Here is a 15995-nt window from a genome sequence, read left to right as displayed (position 1 = left end):
TTTAGCGTGGGTAAGAGGGAATAACATGAAGAAATAGCAGGATGAGAATGAAGAAAAATCCGTTTGTCGCGACACAACTTATATTTGCTGAAGCCTTGCGCTGCCTGTAGCTAATCGTTTGCGTAAAAACCTCTGTCAAGACCTATCTTCATGAGGGAAAAACGGTTTACACTATACGTCATTCCCCAAGAGGGTAGGCCAATTCCCAAATGGGCCATCAATTTCCAGTATATTTATGTTAGCTGAGTCAGGAGATCCGGATGTTAAAGCGTGAAATGAACATTGCCGATTATGATGCCGACCTGTGGCAAGCAATGGAGCAAGAAGTGGTGCGTCAGGAAGAGCACATTGAACTGATTGCGTCAGAAAACTACACCAGCCCACGCGTTATGCAGGCTCAAGGGTCTCAGCTGACGAACAAGTATGCTGAAGGTTATCCGGGCAAACGTTACTACGGCGGCTGTGAGTATGTGGACATCGTTGAGCAATTGGCGATCGACCGTGCGAAAGCGCTGTTCGGTGCCGATTATGCCAATGTGCAGCCGCACTCCGGCTCTCAGGCTAACTTTGCTGTTTACACCGCGCTGCTGCAACCGGGCGACACCATTCTGGGTATGAACCTGGCGCACGGTGGCCACCTGACGCACGGTTCTCCGGTTAACCTGTCCGGTAAACTGTATAAAGTCATTCCTTACGGCATCGACGAAAGCGGCAAGATCGACTACGACGAAATGGCTGAGCTGGCGCGTACGCACAAGCCAAAAATGATCGTCGGCGGTTTCTCTGCTTACTCTGGCGTGGTTGACTGGGCGAAGATGCGCGAAATTGCTGACAGCATCGGTGCTTACCTGTTTGTTGATATGGCACACGTTGCTGGTCTGATTGCCGCAGATGTTTACCCTAACCCGGTTCCTCATGCGCACATCGTGACCACCACCACGCACAAAACGCTGGCTGGCCCACGCGGTGGCCTGATTCTGGCGAAAGGCGGCGACGAAGAGTTGTATAAAAAGCTGAACTCCGCTGTTTTCCCTGGCGGTCAGGGCGGCCCGTTGATGCACGTTATCGCGGGTAAAGCGGTTGCACTGAAAGAAGCGATGGAGCCTGAATTCAAGGTTTATCAGCAGCAGGTCGCGAAGAATGCCAAAGCAATGGTAGAGGTCTTCCTGTCACGTGGCTTCAACGTGGTTTCCGGCGCGACCAGCAACCATCTGTTCCTGCTGGATCTGGTTAGCAAAAACCTGACCGGTAAAGAAGCGGATGCTGCGCTGGGTCGTGCAAATATCACCGTGAACAAAAACAGCGTGCCTAACGATCCGAAGAGCCCGTTCGTGACTTCCGGTATCCGTATCGGTACGCCAGCGGCAACGCGTCGCGGCTTTAAAGAAGCAGAAGTGCGTGAACTGGCTGGTTGGATCGCTGATGTGTTGGACAACATCAACGACGAAGCGACCATTGAACGTGTGAAGCAAAAAGTTCTGGATATCTGCGCCCGCTTCCCGGTTTACGCATAATCCAACATAGTCTCTGACATCACTGTCGGAACATGTCCTAAACGCCAGCCTGTGTGCTGGCGTTTTTTATGGTGGCCATCCCTGGCCACCACCCTGCGGGCCGTCGCAAGCGACGTTGAAAAACGTTCCCTACGTTTTTTTATGGCGTGCCATCCCTGGCCGCCATCCTTACAGGCCGATATACCTGTTCACGTGTAATGACGAATAACGCGTTGCGCCGCCGCATGCACTCTGACACAGTAACCAGCAAAAAAAGTCACTGGCAAAAAGAAGTGCTAGCAAAAAAATGCTGGCGCACTTTCAGCGGGAAATTATACACGTTGTGTTTGTGACTGTTTGTAGGATGGTGAGCGGAAGTGTTCATCATCGAAAGGGAGACATCATGGTTTTGCAATCGACGCGCTGGCTGGCGCTGAGCTATTTCACCTACTTTTTTTGTTATGGTGTTTTCCTACCGTTTTGGGGCGGGTGGTTGAAAGGTGAGGGACTGTCCGCAGAGTCGATAGGTATGCTGTTGGGGGCGGGGCTGGTGGCGCGCTTCATCGGCAGCTTGGTCATTACGCCCAGCGTGAAAGATCCGTCCAAATTAATTACGGTATTACGTGGTCTGGCGCTGCTGTCATTGGCGCTGGTCGTCGGCTTTTGGCTGGGTAATGCCTGGCTGTGGCTGATGGTCGTCATGATCGGGTTTAATCTGTTTTTTGCGCCGCTGGTGCCGCTGACTGATGCGTTGGCTGCCACGTGGCAAAAGCAGGTGGTGATGGATTACGGTAAGGTTCGCGTGTGGGGATCGATTGCCTTTGTTATCGCCTCTGCTGTGACGGGGGAACTGGTGGCGATTTGGGGGCATCCCGCCATTTTGGCGATCCTGAGTGCGGGTCTTGTCGCCATGCTGCTTGGTATGCTGTTCCGGCCGAGTGTGATGCCACAGGCCACCGCGTCTACGGCGCAATCTGCCAGTGTCACGCCGTGGAAAAAATTGCTGAGTGAATCGGCGGTATGGCGTTTTCTGCTTTGTGTGTCTCTGTTACAGGGGGCGCATGCGGCTTACTACGGTTTCAGCGTGATTTATTGGCAGGATTCAGGCTATTCCGCCTCGATTATTGGTTATCTCTGGTCGCTGGGGGTTGTCGCGGAGATCGTCATCTTTACCTTTAGCCAGCGCCTGTTCCGACGCTGGAGCGCCAGACAGCTCCTGCTGCTTTCCGCGGTATGCGGCGTGGTGCGCTGGGGTTTGATGGGGGCGACGGTAGCTCTGCCGTGGCTGATTGTGATACAGATATTGCACTGCGGTACGTTTACCGTCTGCCACCTGGCCGCCATGCGCTTTATTGCGGCACGCAGCGGAGGTGACGTATTGCGATTGCAGGCGGTATATTCCGCGTTGGCGATGGGGGGGAGTATTGCAGTGATGACCATGGTGTCCGGCTTCTTGTTTGATCATGTGCAGGGCGGTACGTTTTGGGTAATGGCGCTGTTGGCCGTTCCGGCCCTGTTTATCCGACCGTCTGTAAGCTATCACACTGTCGCAAAAGTATAAGAGAGTGTGGCGTAACACATCGTGGTGAAAGTAATGTTACATTATAACGCTTTAAAACGTGGTTGCGGTCAGATACCGTTGCTAATGATAGGCTTGGCACTCTGCCAACCCGTTTTCGCTCACCCACACAGTTTTATTGATATGCAAACGACAGTTGAAAGCCAGAACGACAACATCACCGGTTTACGTATGCAGTGGACGATGGACCCTATCACGTCTGCCGACTTGCTGTATGACGCAGGAAAGGCGAAAAAGGATTCTGAAGTCTGGAAAAAGCTGGCGGCGGAAGTGATGGCGAATGTGTTAGGGCAGCACTATTTCACCGATATTTATCGTGATGGTCAGCCCGTGAAATATGCACCGATGCCAACGGAGTATCATCTTTCCCGCAAAGGCAATCAGGCAGTACTGGAGTTTGTGCTGCCGCTGGCGCATCCACAGCCGCTGGCGGGCAAGCCTTTGCTGATTTCTACTTACGATCCTACCTACTTTGTCGATATGTCCTACCAGAATGACAAGGCCGTTACGCTCGCACCTGCGCTGGCTTCACGTTGCAAAACCTCGCTCGTCACGCCGGAACCTAACGCTGAACTGCAATCCTATGCGCTGTCGCTGGATAAGAACGATGCGCCGGATGAAGATATGGAGCTGGGGAAACAATTTGCACAGCGGGTGACGTTGGAATGTCAGTGAACCTCGGATCGTTGCCACGTCAGCGCCCGTTGTTAAGCCGATTGCGCGATCTATGGCCGCTGTGGCTATTTTTGGCGCTGCTGGCGGCGGCGCTACATTACATTGTGGGATATTGGCCGCAAATTGTGCTGCAAAGTGCGATCTGGCAGAAATCGCTGCACCAGCAGATGTCACATCTGTTGCAGATGGTGGAACAGCAGCCACATCAGGCAGGGCTGAGTTTGATGATGTTCAGTTTGGTGTATGGCGTGCTCCATGCTGTCGGACCGGGGCACGGTAAAGTTGTCATCATGACCTATTTGGCGACACACCCGTCGAAGCTGAAAAGCAGCCTGAAGTTAACATGTGCTGCCTCACTGGTTCAGGGGGGGATGGCAGTCGCGCTGGTGACCTTAGTATTGGGGATCTTGCAGCTATCGAGCCGAACGCTGCATAACAGCAGTTTCTGGATGGAAAAGGGGAGCTTCGTGTTGGTGGCGGGGTTGGGGCTATTGCTCTGTTTCCGTGCGCTGAAACAGCTATATATCGTGCTAGCGCGGCAGCCTAAACCGGCGACGATTTTGCGCATGACGCCACTTAATGAACCCACTCATCGACGTCTTGCACCGTCTCATTCTCTTCATCAGCACGATGCCGATTGTGGCTGTGGGCATCGCCATCTCCCGAGCAATGAGGAGCTTGAGCGTGATAGCAGTTGGCGTACGCGTCTGATGATTGTGCTGGCGATGGGGATGCGCCCGTGCTCAGGCGCTATTCTGGTGCTGCTTTTCTCTAAAGTGATTGGCGTCTATCTGTGGGGCATCGCCTCTGCGTTGGTGATGGCTGCCGGAACGGCGATTACGATCTCGGCGCTGGCCGTGTTGGTTTTTTACTGCCGTCGTGTTGTTGAGCGCTTAGGCGCAAACCGCACATCGCCCGTGTGGCAACGTGCGGCTTTTTCTCTTCTGGCGTTTGCTGGCGGGCTGATTTTAGTTGGCTCCGGCGTCCTGCTTTACCTCAGTGCACAGCCCGCGATGATGGGCGGTATTCGGCCATTCTCCGGTTAATTTTACCTTTTATTAACGCTGCGTTAAAAACCCATTGCTTCTGTTAATCACGGCAGGATATTATTTCAATAATGATAACTATTATCATTTATAACCATAATCGCAGAAGGGAATAATAATGAAGAAATGGCTGTTTTCAGTCGTTGCTCTGTTGGGGCTGAGTGCGAGCGTTGCTGCTAGCCCTAACCCGATTGTTATTGAAGACGTTAGTGGCAGGAAGGTAGAAATTAAATCCGAAGTGAAGCGGATAATTTTAGGGGAAGGTCGACAAATTTATCTGCTGGCTGCCTTTGATACCGAAGCGCCGTTCCAGCGCGTGGTTGGCTGGCGTGACGATCTGCCAAAAGCGGATTACGACGGCTATCTGGCTTATGAAAAGAAATACCCGGAAATCACAAAGCTGCCGACTTTCGGCGGCGCGAAAGATGGCACCTTCAACGTCGAACAGGCGCTGACGCTAAAACCGGATTTGGTGTTGATGAATCTGGAGTCAAAAGCGGCGACGGATGAAGGTAAACTGATTGAAAAACTCAGTTCGCTGGGTATTCCTGTGGTGTTTATTGATTTCCGCGAAAAGCCGTTTGAGAACGCAGAGAAAAGCATTCACATCATGGGGCAACTGGTGGGCAAACCCCAGCGTGCGGAAGAGATTATTAAATTCCGTCGTGAGCAGATTGAAATCGTTACCGATCGGTTGAAAAATTATCAAGGCCCACGTCCAAAAGTGATGATCGACCGCGCGGGTGGTTATGATGAAGAATGCTGCATGTCATTCGGTGATGAAAACTTTGGCCGCATGGTTGACGCTGCTGGCGGTGACAACATTGCCAAGAACATCATTCCCGGCACGTTTGGTACGCTGAATCCTGAGCAGATTATCAGCTCTCGCCCGGATGTGGTGGTGGTAACCGGCGCTAACTGGAAAAACTACAACACGGCGAACGGCTGGGTTGGTATAGGACCGGGAGCCGATCAAAAGGAAGCGCTGCAACGCCTGCAAAAGCTGATGGAACGCTCAGCATTTAAAACGTTGCCAGTAGCAACCGATGGTAACGCTCATGCGATCTGGCATCAGTTCTATGACAGCCCGTATCAGTTTGTGGCGATTCAGGTATTAGCGAAATGGATGCACCCCGAACTATTTAAAGACCTCGATCCTGATGCAACATTCCGTACCTTCCATGAAAAGTTCCTGCCGCTGCCGTATCAGCCAGGCTATTGGGTTACGTTGCCAGCGAAGAAATAACGCTATCAGACAGTAAACCAGCGATAAAAAAGCACTGAACCTCACTGGTCAGTGCTTTTTTTTGCCTTTTCCACTCATTCTGCCGCCCACCGATAACATGACATCGCCGATGTCAGTGCTACCAGATTTTTGTTCAGGTTTTTTGTTCATTTAAAATAAAAAGCAAACGTTTCCCTTTCTATGTACTGCACTACCGGATAATCAGATGTTTTTGACGATCGATTATCTTTTTTTAATAGTTATATCTTATTGATTTAATATTATTAAGTGGTTTTGGCGATCTATGCTATCAAGCTGCTCACTTCTGTGTCGATAATTAAGCGTGATAAAGGCGTGTCGGATTTTTACTCAAAATGCCACATATTGAGGGGGATATCGTTTCTTCGACACACCAGAATCAGGAAAAAAGATGCGGTATAAAAATTCAAAAATGGAGCGGTTATGAATATCACGCAACGCCTGCTGTTGACGTTCTCGTTAATGTCGCTAGCACTTATCTCATTAGTTATCGTCACTTTATCATTGTTATCAGGGTTCCAGTCTCGCTTTGAATACGTTCAGGATAATGCCATTCCTAGCATCAAAGATTTGAACAACTTAGTCGATAAAAGCAATTCGCTGGTGCTTTTTTTGTATCGTCATCAGACCACGGATGACGATCGTAAGCTGCCGGTGATCGAGCAGGACATTACTAAAACCATCGAAGAGTTGAAGGCGCTCAATGAGTATTACCTGAAAAATGACATATCGAGCGAAGAAGATCTTCAACTGACAAATAAGGCAATCGATCTCATCGGAAAATTGCAGGTTTCATTGCCTGTTTTTTTGAACGCATCACGTGCAAATCAAAATGACATTGCGCTTGGCCTTCTCCAGGGCATGGGAGGGCCAGGTGAGGCCGTACGTAATTTGATCGCCAACTATCGCAAACAGTTTGATCTTAATATCAAGATTGGCGATGACCTGCGCCAGGTGAATCAACGGATCTATGAACAAACGTGGTTTGGCCTGTTGTCAGGTACGTTACTGATTGTGTTGCTGATAGGCTTTTTTGCTGTGAGAACCATTTTGGGCATTAGAAAGAGTTTGAACAATATGAATCAAACGATGGAAAACGTCAGCACGCATCTTGACCTGACCATTCAGGCTGACGATCGGCGCAAGGATGAAGTTGGGAATACCGCGCGCGCCTTTAATCGTCTGATGCATCGCGTTTCCGCTGCGTTGGCTTCGGTGAATGCTTCATCGCAGTCGGTAAGCAGTGCGGTGACGCAGATTGCAGCAGGTAATGAGGATCTGTCAGCGCGTACTGAGGAACAGGCGGCTTCGCTGGAACAAACTGCTGCCAGTATGACGGAAATCAGCGAAACGGTACGCCAGAATGCGGATAACACGCAGCAGGCCAGCCTGTTGGCGGGCAATGCCAGCCGAATTTCTATCAATAGTGCCGATTCAGTCAGTACGATGCTGAGTACGATGGAACATATTCGTACTAGCTCAGGCAAGATTACCGATATCATTGCGCTCATCGAAGGTATTGCGTTTCAGACCAACATCCTTGCCCTGAATGCGGCGGTAGAAGCTGCGCGTGCGGGTGAACAAGGTCGCGGTTTTGCGGTGGTGGCGGGAGAAGTGCGCACGCTGGCACAACGTTCGTCTACGGCAGCCCGTGAGATCAAAGATTTGATTGATGCCTCAAACTCGCTGGTATCGGCAGGGGTTGAACAAGCCAGCGATGTGGGGAAAAACATGACGGCGATGAAAGACGCGATCCAGCAGGTGACGGATTTGGTGAACGAAATCGCTGCGGCGACGGAAGAGCAAAGTCAGGGTATCAGTCAGGTACATCAGGCCGTTAACCAGATGGATGATGTGACCCAGCAAAACGCCTCATTGGTCGAAGAAGCCTCCTCTGCCTCGCAGTCGTTGCAGGAACAGGCAAGTACATTGAGCCAACTGGTGGGGCAATTTATTGTGGGGAAGATGACGCCATCGGCGCTGACTCCCGCACTCGCCTCTATGCCGTCTGGCCTATCTGTGCCTCGCCTCGACCCCGCGAAGAAAAAAAGCGCAGCTGCCCAGGATGAAGAAGAGTGGCAGCGTTTCTGATCTATCAAGCCGCGTGTTGTGCTGTGAGGCTGTACGCGGCCATAGAATCCTATGCCGGATGGCGAAAGGATAAAGGGAGACGGCAGTATGAAATCGACCGATCACAGCGCTGAAAATTTGGGAGATTATGCGTCCTTGTTGGCGGAATTCGAGCATATGACTGTGCTACTGACTCAATTGATGAAAAGCGATTACCGCACGCTCGATTTGTATCTCAATAATTGCAGCCATCTGATCCTGCGATTTACGGCTATTTATAAATTGATCGGTAAACCGGAGTTTGAGAATTATTTAAAGCATCACGACGCGGCGTTGTACTACAACGTAAACAGCGTTGGTTTGGCATTACGTTTGTTTGAGAACATGCTGACGAACATGCGCGATATGTTGGGAAATGGACGTTTACACTAGCAGTATTATGCCTCCGGGGCAGTCGCTTACCGGAGGTTGTTCGGATGGCTCACTATTTAGATGGTCGGTTCGCTGACCAATCCGTCGATAATCACCTGCGGTACGCCCTGTGAACAGCGCTCAATACGTCCGCGTACGCCATAGACCGCTGACAAACTTTCGGGGCTAATCACTTCCGCAGGCGCGCCATCGGCAATCAGGTTGCCGTTTTGTAGCATCAACACATGATCGCCGTGGCGCAGCGCGATATTGATGTCGTGCACCACCACGACGGTGATGATGTTGCGCTTGCGCGTCTCCTTGCGTACCAAATCCATTACGTGGAATTGATAATTCAGATCCAGCGCGCTGAGCGGTTCATCCAGCAAAAGCAGCGAGGGCTGACGGATCAGCGATTGCGCCAATCCAACCAGCTGTTTCTGCCCGCCGGAAAGCTGATCGAGGTAGCTCAACGCCAGATGTTCAATGCCCAACTGACGCAGCAGAGTCATGACTTCATCCTGCTTTTCGGCATTGTGCATGCCGCCTGACGCGCGCTGTGCGACGATAATCGATTCCAGAACGTGCAGGTGAACGCCCGCGGGCAGGGATTGCGGCAGATAAACGACTTTTTCCGCTCGCTGAGCGAAGGGCAGCGCCATCAGGTTGGTGTCATCCAACCACAGTTCGCCTTCGGAAGCATTCAGACCTGCCATGGCACGCAGTAGGGTGGATTTTCCGCTGCCGTTGGGGCCGAGCAGCACGGTAATTTTCCCACGCGGCAGCTGTGGTACGGACAGATCGCGAATCACCTGACGCTTGGGGTAACCCGCACGAAAGTGGGAAAGGCGTAATCCAGAAGAGGTTTGCTGGGTCATACGTTTCCTCTATGGCGCAGGATAATACTCAGGAAGAAGGGCACGCCAACCAGTGAGGTGACGATCCCGACCGGAATAATGACGCCGGGAATCAGGTTTTTCGAGGCGACGGAGGCCATCGACAGCACCAGCGCGCCAGTTAACGCACTGGCAGGCAGATAGAAGCGGTGATCTTCACCAAAAATCATGCGGGCGATATGCGGAGCAACCAAGCCGATAAAGCCGATAGGGCCAACGAATGCGACCGAAATAGCGGACAAAATACTGATGCGCAGCAGCGTCGCCAGCCGCAAGCGGCGCACGTTAATACCGAAGCTGACGGCACGATCCTCACCCAACCGCAGTGCGGTGAGTTTCCATGAGCTCATCAACGAAATGGGCATAACAACGGCAAGCACCAGTAACAGGATGCCCAATTTTTCCCACGATGCACGGGCCAGACTGCCCATGGTCCAGAACACCAACCCTTGCAGCGTGTCTTCGTTAGCGATGAACTGGAGCATGGAAACCAGCGCATTGAAGGTGAACACCAGCGCGATACCGAACAGCACGACGCCGGAGGTAGCGACCTGCGTCCAGCGCGTAATTCCATCCAGCAGCAATGCTGCCAATAGGGCGAAAATAAAAGCGTTAGCAGAAATAAACCACTGAGCCGGAATGCCGGGGATACCGATGCCGAGCACGATCGCCAATGCGGCGCCGAATGCGGCGGCGGAAGAAACGCCGAGCGTAAACGGGCTGGCCAACGGATTGTTCAAGATGGTTTGCATCTCTGCACCAGCCAGACCAAGCGCTAGCCCGACAATGATGGCCATCAGTGCGTAGGGCAGGCGAATATCCCAGACGATCACGCGCGTACCCGCATCGGCACTGGCTGGATCGGTCAGCGTGTTCCAGAGCACATCAAGCGTTAGCCCTGAAGGCCCCATCGTGAAATCCAGCAACAATGAGCCGATGATGATCAACAGCAGTATCGCCATAACACCTACGCGACGTCGAATGATGCCGCGATAGTTGTCCATAATGGTGTTGGCATCCACAGCAGTATTGCGGATACCCGGTTCAGTGGTTGTACTCATGAAAAATTACTCACCTTGTTTCCAGGCAAAGATAAAGTCACTGTCAGGCAGCGAGGTAAAACTTTTGATGATATGGCGGTACGTGTCATCAGGATTCAAGCTGGTAAACGCCTGAGGATAAATATCTTTTGCCAGATATTCCATACCGACAATGTTGTAGGGATGGTTGTAGAAATGGTGGTAAATGCCATACACGTGTTTCGCCTGAACCGCAGGGATCTGGCTAATACCGGTGCGGTTTAGCAATACTGTTGCCTGATTGCTAACGTCTTCTACTCTGGCACCATAGCCTAACGGCAATACTTGGCTGTTGCCGCGTTTAGAGCCCGTCATGATGTAGGCATCAGGTTTCATGCTGATGATTTTTTCCAACGAGACAAAGCCTGATGCGCCCGGCAGTAAATCAGAACCGATATTTTTCGCGCCGACGGCTTCAATCAGTCCACCCCAGCCATTGTGACCGTGGGTGAAGCAGCAGGAGTCGGAGTTGCCGGCGATGGCTTCGATAAAGACGCTGGGTTTCGGGGTTATTGCGGCGGTTTTCTGCTGAATGGCATCGAAGTGCTGACGGTAGAAATCGGTATACGCTTTGGCATTGGCTTCGCGGTTCAGCACTTTCCCCAATAGATCGATGCTGGGGGCGGTATCTTTTGCCGGATTCACTTCATAATCGACAAACAGGACGGGAATATTCAGCGCGCTGAGCTTGTCGATCACGCCGCTTTCCTTCAGTGCCGCCTTGGCACGCAGTTGGGCAATCATCAGATCCGGTTGTTTTGACAGTACGCTTTCTAGATCGACGTTGCCTTTGTCACTGAAACCCATATCCAGAATGCCGACGGACTGAGGCCATTTTCCTTTCAGTCTGTCCCAGGTTGCGGTGTCCTGTTTTTTTGCCAAATTGTTCCAGGCAACCAGACGCTGAAAGGGATTATCGCGGTCGAGCAGTGCCATCGCCATAATATCGCGCCCGTCTTGCAGAATGATGCGCTGTGGCTCTTGTTGAATGGTGACACTTCTGCCATCAAAGTCAGTAACGGTAAGAGGATATTGGGTGGCATAGCTGAAGAGTGGAGCGGAGAGTAATGCGGTCAGAAAGAGCGAATTTACTGATTTTCTTAACATAATAGCGATCCTAATTCACAATTTTATCAGTGTAATGCGGTTGATAATTATTATCGTATAAGGATAAGCAATGCGTATACAGGATTCATATGTAAAGAAAAATAACAACTCCGACCCGATTTCATTTTTATGTAGCCGAGCCGGAGTGGGTCGAGATTAGCGTTTCAGCGCGTCGCTTAATTCTTCACGAATAGTGCCCAGAATGGCTTTCACCACACGCGGGTTACCTGCAACCAGATTGCCGGAGGTCAGATAGTTATGAGCACCAACGAAGTCTGTCACGATCCCGCCAGCTTCGCGCACCAGCAGTTCGCCACCAGCAAAATCCCATGGCTTCAAGCCGATTTCAAAGAAACCATCAACGCGGCCTGCGGCTACATAAGCGAGATCCAGTGCAGCAGAACCCGTGCGGCGGAAGTCCGCACACTGGGTGAACAGCGCGCCGATGACGTTGATATAACTTTTGCTGTGTTGTTTTAATTTGAAAGGGAAACCTGTTGCCAGTACGGTGCCTTCCAGATCGCGGGCAGTGCTGCTACGCAGACGGTAGCCGTTCAGCTGTGCGCCTTGACCACGGGTTGCGCTAAACAGTTCATTACGCATAGGGTCATAAACAACGGCAACTTCGGTGCGGCCTTTAATACGAACGGCGATAGAAACGGCGAAGTGGGGTAAACGTTTGATGAAGTTGGTGGTGCCATCCAGAGGATCGATAACCCATTGTACTGCCGGATCTTCGCCAACCAGCTCGCCACATTCTTCACCAATAATGGTGTGTTGTGGGTAAGACTTGCGGATGACTTCAACGATCAGACGTTCTGCATCCCGATCGACGTTAGTCACAAAATCGTTGCTGCCTTTTTGGCTAGCCTCGACGGCGTCTGGCGTTTCATAATTTTTGGCAATCAAATTACCGGCTTTACGCGCAGCGCGTATAGCGATGTTGAGCATCGGATGCATGGTATCGGTCCACTGGAATGTTAAAGAACGGAAAGCGGCGCAGAGTATAGCAGTAGAAAAGTCAAATAGCGAAGTTTGTGTTAAAGTACGTCGGTTTCCTTTTCGCACGACTTCCTTTCGCACAATAGAGTACATATGTTAGACAATATTCGCATTGTTCTGGTTGAAACGTCGCACACTGGCAATATGGGGTCGGTGGCCAGAGCGATGAAAACCATGGGGTTAAGCAAACTTTATTTGGTCAATCCGCTGGTTAAACCTGATTCGCAGGCGATTGCGCTGGCGGCGGGTGCCAGCGATGTCATTGGTAATGCGACGATTGTTGATTCGCTCGATCAGGCGCTTGAAGGGTGTAGCCTGGTCGTTGGCACCAGTGCGCGTTCTCGCACGTTGCCCTGGCCGATGCTGGATCCGCGCGAGTGCGGCGTTCGCAGCGCGCAGGAAGCGGAGCACGCGCCAGTGGCGTTGGTGTTTGGGCGTGAGCGTGTCGGGCTGACGAATGATGAACTGCAAAAATGCCATTATCACGTGGCCATCCCCGCGAATCCTCAATACAGTTCGTTGAATCTGGCGATGGCGGTACAGATCATTGCTTATGAAGTGCGCATCGCGCATTTGGATCGGTTACAGGCCGGTAAGCCGGAACATGAAGAGTCGCCGTATCCGCTGGTCGACGATCTGGAGCGCTTTTATCAGCATCTTGAAGACACATTGCTGCAAACCGGATTTATCCGGCCCGCACATCAAGGGCAGGTGATGAACAAGCTGCGTCGCCTATTTACCCGTGCCAGACCTGAAGCGCAAGAACTTAACATCCTGCGTGGGATACTGAGTTCGGTACAGAAAACACACGATGAATAATACTTGAGTATTTTACTCGGTTAAATAGTTGACTAAAACACTCGGGAATGTCAGACTCGCGATATGTTCTGCCAATACATGTTTTCATAATACATGTTTTACCTACAGGTATCACTATCATGAGACTGACATCCAAAGGCCGTTACGCCGTTACCGCCATGCTCGATGTGGCTCTGCACTCCCAGGAAGGTCCGGTTCCCTTAGCGGATATTTCTGAGCGCCAAGGCATTTCACTGTCTTATCTGGAGCAGCTATTTTCGCGCCTGCGTAAGAATGGGTTGGTTGCCAGCGTTCGTGGCCCAGGCGGTGGTTATCTGCTGGGTAAAAATGCGAATGAAATTGCCGTTGGTATGGTTATTTCTGCGGTCGATGAGTCTGTTGATGCAACGCGCTGTCAGGGTCGTGAAGGCTGTCAGGGTGGCGATCGTTGCTTGACGCACACGCTGTGGCGCGATCTGAGCGACCGTATCACCGACTTCTTGAACAACATCACGCTGGATGAGCTGGTGAACAATAAGGAAGTGTTGAATGTCGCCGATCGTCAGGATGCAGACATTCGCCGCACCGCCAATGGACGTATCCAGGAAACGATCAACGTTAACCTGCGCGCCTGATATATCTTAAACGTGGCCGGTACTTTGCGACGAATAGTCTTTACCTGCCACGTTTCGCCTTTCTGATAGCCGCATAATCCTGACCACATGACTCAATGTGGCGTTGGCGTTAGTTCGACTATCACGGCGTGTTCTGACGATGGATTATTTTGAAGATAGATTGTTTTGAAGATAGATTGTTTTGACGATAATAACATTGTCAGATTTTTGTATTGGCCCGAGAGGTTGCGGGTATAAACAGCCTGTCAATAAAACAAAACGCATTGTACGTTTTGAAGTGATGTACGGAGTTTATGAGCAATGAAGTTACCTATCTATCTCGATTATTCAGCCACCACGCCGGTTGACCCGCGCGTCGCTGAGAAAATGATGCAGTGTTTAACATTGGACGGTACGTTCGGTAATCCGGCTTCCCGTTCACACCGTTTTGGCTGGCAGGCGGAAGAGGCGGTTGATGTCGCCCGTAACCAAATTGCTGAACTGGTCGGTGCCGACCCGCGTGAGATTGTCTTCACGTCAGGCGCGACCGAAGCCGATAACCTCGCGATTAAAGGTGCTGCCAACTTCTATCAGAAGAAGGGCAAGCACATCATCACCAGCAAGACCGAGCACAAAGCCGTGCTGGATACCTGCCGTCAACTCGAACGTGAAGGGTTTGATGTCACTTATCTGGCACCGCAGCGCAACGGTATTATCGACCTGGCTGAACTCGAAGCCGCAATGCGTGAAGACACCATTCTGGTTTCTATCATGCACGTTAATAATGAAATTGGCGTTGTGCAGGATATTGCTGCTATTGGTGAGATGTGTCGTAGCCGCGGTATCGTATTCCATGTCGATGCCACACAGAGCGTAGGCAAACTGCCTATCGATCTCAACCAGTTAAAAGTGGATCTGATGTCTTTCTCCGGCCATAAGATCTATGGTCCGAAAGGGATCGGAGCACTGTATGTTCGTCGTAAACCCCGTATTCGTCTCGAAGCGCAGATGCACGGCGGCGGCCACGAGCGCGGTATGCGTTCTGGCACCTTGCCTGTGCACCAGATTGTCGGTATGGGCGAAGCCTACCGTATTGCGAAAGAAGGGATGACCGCAGAAATGGATCGCCTGCGTGCGCTGCGCGATCGTCTGTGGAACGGTATTAATGATATTGAAGAAGTCTACCTGAATGGTGATATCGAACAGGGCGTGCCCACTATCCTGAACGTCAGCTTCAACTATGTTGAAGGTGAATCGCTGATTATGGCGCTAAAGGATCTGGCGGTATCTTCCGGTTCTGCCTGTACGTCGGCGAGTCTTGAACCCTCCTATGTACTGCGTGCATTGGGTATGAACGATGAGCTAGCGCATAGCTCGATCCGTTTCTCGCTGGGGCGTTTTACCACCGAAGAAGAGATCGACTACACCATCGAGCTGGTGCGTAAGTCTATCGGTCGTCTGCGCGATCTTTCTCCGCTGTGGGAAATGTTCAAGCAGGGCGTAGACATCAGCAGCATCGAGTGGGCGCATCATTAATTCACCAGAGCGGGGACGACTATCATGGCTTACAGCGAAAAAGTAATTGATCACTACGAAAATCCACGCAATGTGGGTTCATTTGATAATGCCGATCCGAATATTGGCAGCGGTATGGTGGGTGCGCCGGCCTGTGGCGATGTCATGAAGCTACAAATCAAAGTCAACAATGACGGTATCATTGAAGACGCTCGCTTCAAGACTTACGGCTGTGGCTCTGCTATTGCTTCCAGTTCGCTGGTTACCGAGTGGGTAAAGGGTAAGTCTCTCAATGAGGCTGAAGCGATTAAAAATACGCAGATTGCCGAAGAGCTTGAGCTACCGCCAGTGAAGATTCACTGCTCCATTTTGGCGGAAGACGCTATCAAGGCAGCGATTGCGGATTACAAAAGTAAACGCGACGCGCAGTAATCTCTGCGGCTGAA

The 15995-nt window shown here is 51.3% G+C and carries 15 protein-coding genes; 11 read left to right on the top strand and 4 right to left on the bottom strand.

Features of this window, described 5'->3' with window-relative positions; genetic code table 11:
• The first annotated feature begins 260 nt into the window (after positions 1 to 260).
• The 7 genes from glyA to AACH44_RS14445 all read left to right on the top strand — a co-directional run bounded on the left by glyA (position 261) and on the right by AACH44_RS14445 (position 8559).
• The gene (glyA, locus tag AACH44_RS14475) at positions 261 to 1514 is read left to right on the top strand and encodes a serine hydroxymethyltransferase (RefSeq protein WP_261847701.1); all 1254 of its coding nucleotides are present in this window, start codon (positions 261 to 263) and stop codon (positions 1512 to 1514) included.
• A 382-nt stretch (positions 1515 to 1896) separates the two neighbouring features.
• Entirely contained in the window at positions 1897 to 3054 is a 1158-nt protein-coding gene (locus AACH44_RS14470; protein WP_261847700.1) for a 3-phenylpropionate MFS transporter, read from the top strand.
• Positions 3055 to 3087: 33 nt separating this feature from the next.
• A complete protein-coding gene (locus AACH44_RS14465; protein WP_425606585.1) occupies positions 3088 to 3747 on the top strand; it encodes a DUF1007 family protein in 660 nt (219 codons plus the stop codon).
• The gene (locus AACH44_RS14460) at positions 3738 to 4793 is read left to right on the top strand and encodes a nickel/cobalt transporter (RefSeq protein ID WP_338659307.1); all 1056 of its coding nucleotides are present in this window, start codon (positions 3738 to 3740) and stop codon (positions 4791 to 4793) included. Before AACH44_RS14465 ends, AACH44_RS14460 begins: the two co-directional genes overlap by 10 nt.
• A gap of 118 nt (positions 4794 to 4911) precedes the next feature.
• A complete protein-coding gene (locus AACH44_RS14455) occupies positions 4912 to 6039 on the top strand; it encodes an ABC transporter substrate-binding protein (RefSeq protein ID WP_261847697.1) in 1128 nt (375 codons plus the stop codon).
• Between the two features lie 441 nt (positions 6040 to 6480).
• Positions 6481 to 8148: a methyl-accepting chemotaxis protein gene (locus tag AACH44_RS14450; protein ID WP_338659306.1), complete on the top strand. Its 1668-nt coding sequence runs from the start codon at positions 6481 to 6483 to the stop codon at positions 8146 to 8148.
• An 87-nt stretch (positions 8149 to 8235) separates the two neighbouring features.
• On the top strand, positions 8236 to 8559 hold the full coding sequence (locus AACH44_RS14445; RefSeq protein WP_261847695.1) for a hypothetical protein: 324 nt from the start codon (positions 8236 to 8238) through the stop codon (positions 8557 to 8559).
• Positions 8560 to 8615: 56 nt separating this feature from the next.
• Here the strand turns inward: AACH44_RS14445 and AACH44_RS14440 are convergent, their stop codons facing one another.
• The 4 genes from AACH44_RS14440 to suhB all read right to left on the bottom strand — a co-directional run bounded on the left by AACH44_RS14440 (position 8616) and on the right by suhB (position 12580).
• Positions 8616 to 9416, bottom strand: coding sequence for an ABC transporter ATP-binding protein (locus AACH44_RS14440; protein WP_261847694.1), 801 nt, complete (start codon positions 9414 to 9416; stop codon positions 8616 to 8618).
• Positions 9413 to 10396 carry a FecCD family ABC transporter permease gene (locus AACH44_RS14435; protein WP_374213753.1) on the bottom strand — a complete coding sequence of 328 codons (984 nt, stop codon included), beginning with the start codon at positions 10394 to 10396 and terminating at the stop codon, positions 9413 to 9415. The genes AACH44_RS14440 and AACH44_RS14435 overlap by 4 nt, the downstream gene beginning before the upstream one ends.
• 105 nt (positions 10397 to 10501) lie before the next feature.
• Entirely contained in the window at positions 10502 to 11620 is a 1119-nt protein-coding gene (locus tag AACH44_RS14430) for an ABC transporter substrate-binding protein (RefSeq protein ID WP_261847692.1), read from the bottom strand.
• A 156-nt stretch (positions 11621 to 11776) separates the two neighbouring features.
• Positions 11777 to 12580, bottom strand: coding sequence for an inositol-1-monophosphatase (suhB, locus tag AACH44_RS14425; RefSeq protein WP_261847691.1), 804 nt, complete (start codon positions 12578 to 12580; stop codon positions 11777 to 11779).
• A gap of 135 nt (positions 12581 to 12715) precedes the next feature.
• On the opposite strand from suhB, the gene trmJ reads away from it, so the two are divergent.
• The 4 genes from trmJ (at position 12716) to iscU (ending at position 15981) form a co-directional block, all read left to right on the top strand.
• Positions 12716 to 13441 (top strand): tRNA (cytosine(32)/uridine(32)-2'-O)-methyltransferase TrmJ, encoded by a 726-nt coding sequence (gene trmJ / locus AACH44_RS14420; RefSeq protein ID WP_261847690.1) that lies wholly within the window; start codon positions 12716 to 12718, stop codon positions 13439 to 13441.
• A gap of 119 nt (positions 13442 to 13560) precedes the next feature.
• Positions 13561 to 14055, top strand: a complete 495-nt coding sequence (gene iscR, locus AACH44_RS14415; protein WP_107170447.1) for a Fe-S cluster assembly transcriptional regulator IscR — start codon at positions 13561 to 13563, stop codon at positions 14053 to 14055.
• A gap of 300 nt (positions 14056 to 14355) precedes the next feature.
• Positions 14356 to 15570 carry an IscS subfamily cysteine desulfurase gene (locus tag AACH44_RS14410; protein WP_261847689.1) on the top strand — a complete coding sequence of 405 codons (1215 nt, stop codon included), beginning with the start codon at positions 14356 to 14358 and terminating at the stop codon, positions 15568 to 15570.
• 24 nt (positions 15571 to 15594) lie between these two features.
• Positions 15595 to 15981, top strand: coding sequence for a Fe-S cluster assembly scaffold IscU (gene iscU, locus AACH44_RS14405; RefSeq protein ID WP_261847688.1), 387 nt, complete (start codon positions 15595 to 15597; stop codon positions 15979 to 15981).
• The last annotated feature ends 14 nt before the right edge of the window (positions 15982 to 15995 follow it).

The sequence above is a fragment of the Pectobacterium araliae genome, assembly GCF_037076465.1.
Lineage (GTDB): Bacteria > Pseudomonadota > Gammaproteobacteria > Enterobacterales > Enterobacteriaceae > Pectobacterium > Pectobacterium araliae.
The sequence above is the reverse complement of the archived record's forward strand: the minus strand, read 5'-3'. Positions and strand labels throughout refer to the sequence as shown.